This window comes from Bradyrhizobium sp. (assembly GCF_049581145.1).
GTDB lineage: Bacteria > Pseudomonadota > Alphaproteobacteria > Rhizobiales > Xanthobacteraceae > Bradyrhizobium.
Genome location: NZ_JBAURI010001317.1, coordinates 1 through 4632 on the forward strand (window position 1 = coordinate 1; position 4632 = coordinate 4632).

At 63.1% G+C, this 4632-nt stretch carries 3 protein-coding genes and 1 pseudogene; all 4 read left to right on the plus strand.

Features of this window, described 5'->3' with window-relative positions:
* Positions 1–1127: ornithine--oxo-acid transaminase (gene rocD / locus WCB02_RS41945; protein ID WP_423968907.1), on the plus strand; the 1127-nt coding region annotated here is incomplete at its 5' end.
* Positions 1128–1469: 342 nt separating this feature from the next.
* Positions 1470–1934 carry a (2Fe-2S)-binding protein gene (locus tag WCB02_RS41950; RefSeq protein WP_423968910.1) on the plus strand — a complete coding sequence of 155 codons (465 nt, stop codon included), beginning with the start codon at positions 1470–1472 and terminating at the stop codon, positions 1932–1934.
* Positions 1935–1942: 8 nt separating this feature from the next.
* The gene (locus tag WCB02_RS41955; RefSeq protein ID WP_423968912.1) at positions 1943–4135 is read left to right on the plus strand and encodes a molybdopterin cofactor-binding domain-containing protein; all 2193 of its coding nucleotides are present in this window, start codon (positions 1943–1945) and stop codon (positions 4133–4135) included.
* Positions 4132–4608 (plus strand): annotated as a pseudogene (locus WCB02_RS41960) (cytochrome c); the annotation flags it as partial. The gene WCB02_RS41955 and the pseudogene WCB02_RS41960, both read left to right, overlap by 4 nt.
* Positions 4609–4632: the final 24 nt, after the last annotated feature.

Sequence of the window (4632 nt, forward strand, 5' to 3'; positions counted from 1 at the left end):
GCGAAGGGGTCTTTGTCTGGGATACGCAAGGCAATCGATATCTCGACTGTCTCTCGGCCTATTCGGCGGTGAACCAGGGTCATTGTCATCCGAAGATCCTGGCCGCGATGGTGGAACAGGCTGGCAAGCTGACGCTCACCTCGCGTGCCTTCCACAACGACCAGCTGGCCCCGTTCTACGCCGAGATCGCGGAGTTGACCGGCTCGCACAAGGTGCTGCCGATGAACAGCGGTGCCGAGGCGGTGGAGAGCGCCATCAAGTCCGTGCGCAAGTGGGGTTACGAGGTCAAGGGTGTGCCGGATGGGCAGGCCGAGATCATCGTTTGCGCGGACAATTTCCATGGACGCACCCTGGGCATCATCGGCTTCAGCACCGACCCGGCGGCCCGTGATCATTTTGGACCGTTTGCGCCGGGCTTTGCGATCATTCCCTTTGGCGACGCCAAGGCGCTGGAGGATGCGATCACGCCGAACACGGTTGCCTTCCTGGTCGAGCCGATCCAGGGGGAGGCCGGCGTCATCATCCCGCCGCCCGGCTATTTCGCGAAGGTGCGCGAACTCTGCACCGCGCATGATGTGATGCTGATCCTCGACGAGATCCAGACCGGGCTCGGTCGCACCGGCAAGCTGCTCGCCGAGCAGCACGACGGCATTGAGGCGGATGTGACGCTGCTCGGCAAGGCGCTGTCCGGCGGCTTCTATCCGGTGTCGGCCGTGCTGTCGAACAACGCCGTGCTTGGCACCCTCAAGCCTGGCCAGCATGGCTCGACCTTCGGCGGCAATCCGCTCGCCTGTGCGGTGGCGCGGGCGGCGCTGCGCGTGCTTGTCGAGGAAGGGATGATCGACAACGCGGCCGTGCAGGGCGCGCGCTTGCTCGATGGTCTCAGGAGCATCCGCGCCAACTCCATCCGCGAGGTGCGGGGCCGTGGCCTGATGCTGGCGATCGAACTTCAGCCCGAAGCAGGCGATGCGCGTCGCTATTGCGAGGCGCTGCAGGGCAGGGGACTCCTTGCCAAGGACACTCACGGACACACGATCCGCATCGCCCCGCCGCTTGTGATCACCGGCGATCAGGTCGACTGGGCGCTGGAGCGGATCGAAGCCACCTTGATGCACGACCTGTCGTAGTGGAAATGCTCGGCAATTGAGCAAGGGAATCGCCGGGTTGATCGAGGCCCCATAGGCTTTGATGCACGATGGGCTGCGATCCCCATCCGATTGCGCATGAGATGATAACAATCATGTGACCACAGCCATCGGGCAAACCGGTTCCCTGGGTGGGTGTCGCCAAGGTGTTGATTCTTGCGGAATTCCAAACCTTCTTGCCGCAATCGCAACGTCGGTCGGCATTGCAAGGATCAATCCGCTTTGTTGACGGATTGCAGGGCGATATGGTCGGCTATCGCCTAGTTCATGCACTGCCGCAGACTTCGGCACGGACGCGTGGCCGGCAATGCTTTGGAGGTTTCTATGGCAATGACCTTGACGGTCAACGGCCAACAGAGGTCGGTCGACGCTCCCACGGACATGCCGCTGCTCTGGGTGCTGCGCGACATCCTTGGCATGACCGGAACGAAGTTCGGCTGCGGCATCGCGCAATGCGGCGCCTGCACCGTGCATGTCGACGGCAAATCAGTTCGCTCCTGCATGCTCGCGATCGGCGCGGTGCGCGGCCGCGCCATCACAACGATCGAAGGGATCGCGGCCTCGCCGGTCGGCGCGAAGGTGCAGAAGGCCTGGCTCGATCTCGAAGTGATCCAGTGCGGCTATTGCCAATCCGGACAGATCATGTCGGCGGTCGCCCTGCTCGCGAGCACGCCCAATCCGGACGATTCCGACATTGATGCCGCGATGGCCGGAAATATCTGCCGCTGCGGCACCTATGTGCGTATTCGCGCCGCCATCAAGCAGGCGGCCTCAGGACGTCAGTCGTGAGGCGCGCGATGACAGATGCACAAAAATCAGTTGCACAAAAACCGTCTGGCGGAGTTTCGCGCCGCGGCTTGCTGACCGGTGGTCTGGCGGGCGGCTTTCTGTTCGCATTCCATCTGCCCGTGCGCGCGTTCAACGAGCCGGTGCAGCCGCCGGACGACGCGGCAGGCAAATTCGCGCCGAATGCGTTGATCCGCATCGATCATTCCGGCAACACCACGCTGGTCATGCCGCAGGTCGAGATGGGGCAGGGCGTCTATACCGCGATCGCGATGATTCTGGCGGAAGAACTCGACGCCGATTTCGCCAAGGTGACGCTGGAGCATGCGCCACCGAACGACAAGCTCTACGGCAATCCCCTGTTCGGCATTCAAGTCACCGGCAACTCCAATTCGATCCGGGCGTGGTGGACGTCGCTGCGCCATGCCGGCGCGGGCGCCCGTGCCATGCTGGTGCAGGCAGCGGCGCGACAATGGGAGGTCGAGCCCGCGAGTTGCACGACGGCAAATAGCGAGGTGACCCACAAGGAAAGCGGGCGCAAACTCTCCTATGGCGCGCTGGTCGATGCCGCAGGCGCCGAGACGCCGCCGAAAAATGTCGCGCTGAAGGATCCCAGGGATTTCGTACTGATCGGCAAGCCGCTGAAGCGGCTCGATACGCCGGACAAAGTCAATGGCAAGGCCGTCTACGGCATTGACGCGATGCTTCCCGACATGAAATTTGCCACGCTCAGGCTGTGCCCGGTATTCGGCGGAAAGGTCGGCAAGGTTGATGACGCCGCGGCGAAGAAAATCCCGGGCGTGCAGAAGGTCGTCGTTCTTGACGACGTCGTCGCGGTGGTCGGCGATCACATGTGGGCGGCAAAGAAAGGTCTCGAGGCGTTGACGATCGATTGGGACGAAGGCCCAAATGCGGGCCTCAGTTCGCAAGCGATCTGGCGGGATCTGCGCGCCGCCAGTGAAAAGGATGGCGCGGTCGCCAAATCCGTTGGCGACATTACCAAGGGTCTCGCCACCGGCGACAAGCTTGAAGCGTCCTACGAGCTGCCGTTTCTGGCCCATACCGCGATGGAACCGTTGAACGCAACGGTTCATGTCAAGCCGGACTCCTGCGAAATCTGGGTCGGCACGCAGGTCATGACCCGGGTGCAGTCGGAAGCGGCGAAAGCCGCCGGGTTGCCGGTCGAGAAGGTGATCGTGAACAACCATCTGCTCGGCGGCGGTTTCGGCCGCAGACTGGAGGCCGACATGGTGGTCACCGCGGTTCGCATCGCCAAAGAGGTCGACGGTCCGGTCAAAGTGGTCTGGACCCGTGAGCAGGACATCCGCCAGGAGGTGTATCGTCCGGCCTATCGCGACACCATCGCCGCGACATTGTCCGATGGCAAAATCCTCGGCTGGAAGTATCGCGTCACCGGTTCGTCGGTCATGGCGCGATGGTTTCCGGGTGGATTCCAGAAGGGAATCGACATCGATGCGGTCGATAGCGCAGTCGACCAGCCTTACGACATTCCCAATGTCCACGTCGAATATGTCCGTGCCGAGCCACCGGCGGTGACGACCGGGTTCTGGCGCGGTGTCGGTCCCAACAACAATGTCTTCGCCATCGAATGCTTCATCGATGAGCTGGCCCGGAAGGCGGGCAAGGATCCGGTCGACTTTCGCCGCGGCATGCTGGGAAAAAATCCGCGGTTACTCGCCGCACTCAATCTCGTCGCCGAAAAATCCGGCTGGGGCGAGGCATTGCCGGCCCGCTTCGGCCGCGGCGTCAGCGTGCAGCCGTCATTCGGCAGCTTCATTGCAACCGTGGTCGAGGCGGAAGTCGACGAGCAGGGCGAGGTGCATCTGCACCGCGTCACCTCGGCGGTCGATACCGGCATCGCTGTCAATCCAGACACGATCGTGGCGCAGTTGCAGGGCGGCCTGATCTTCGGCCTGACGGCCGCGCTTTACGGCGAGATCACCATCGACAAGGGACGTGTTCAACAGTCGAACTTCAACGACTATCGCATGCTGCGCATCGATCAGGCGCCGAAGATCGAGGTCCATGTCATCAAGAGCGGCGAGGCGCCGGGAGGCATCGGCGAAACCGGCGTGACTGCGGGACCGCCAGCGCTGCGCAACGCAATTTTCGCCGCGACTGGCACAGCCTTGCGGCGGCTTCCGATCGACCGTTCCCTGATCGCTGCGGGGAAAAAGGCATGAGCTCCGCGGTGCGGTGCATTCTCGCAAGCCTGGTCGCGATCGTCCTGATCGCGCTGGTCGTCGCCGTCTGGATCGTCCGCGGTCCCGGTCCAATGGATTTTGCCGATGGTTCGAAGGTGGCACTGGCCGACTACAAGGCCGGTGATCCTTCCGGCGTTCCGGCGTCGCTCGCAACGGCGAGCCTGGTGGAGCGCGGGGCGTATCTCGCCAAGGCGGCGGATTGCATGGCCTGCCATACCGCGCCGGACAGCAAGCCCTACGCCGGTGGACTGGGATTCAAGTTGCCGTTCGGCACGCTGTACTCGACCAACATCACGCCGGACAAGGAGACCGGTATCGGCAACTACAGCGATCAGGACTTTCTCAATGCGGTGCATCGTGGCGTCCGGCGCGATGGCGCGCGGCTTTATCCGGCGATGCCGTTCGTGTCGTACAGCTACATGACCGATGCCGACGCCTTGGCGATCAAGGCCTAACGGTTCAGCCTGCCGCCGGAA

Coding starts and splice junctions, on each gene's coding strand:
- WCB02_RS41950 (WP_423968910.1), top strand. CDS start 1,470: ATGGCAATGACCTTGACGGTCAACGGCCAACAGAGGTCGGTCGACGCT.
- WCB02_RS41955 (WP_423968912.1), top strand. CDS start 1,943: ATGACAGATGCACAAAAATCAGTTGCACAAAAACCGTCTGGCGGAGTT.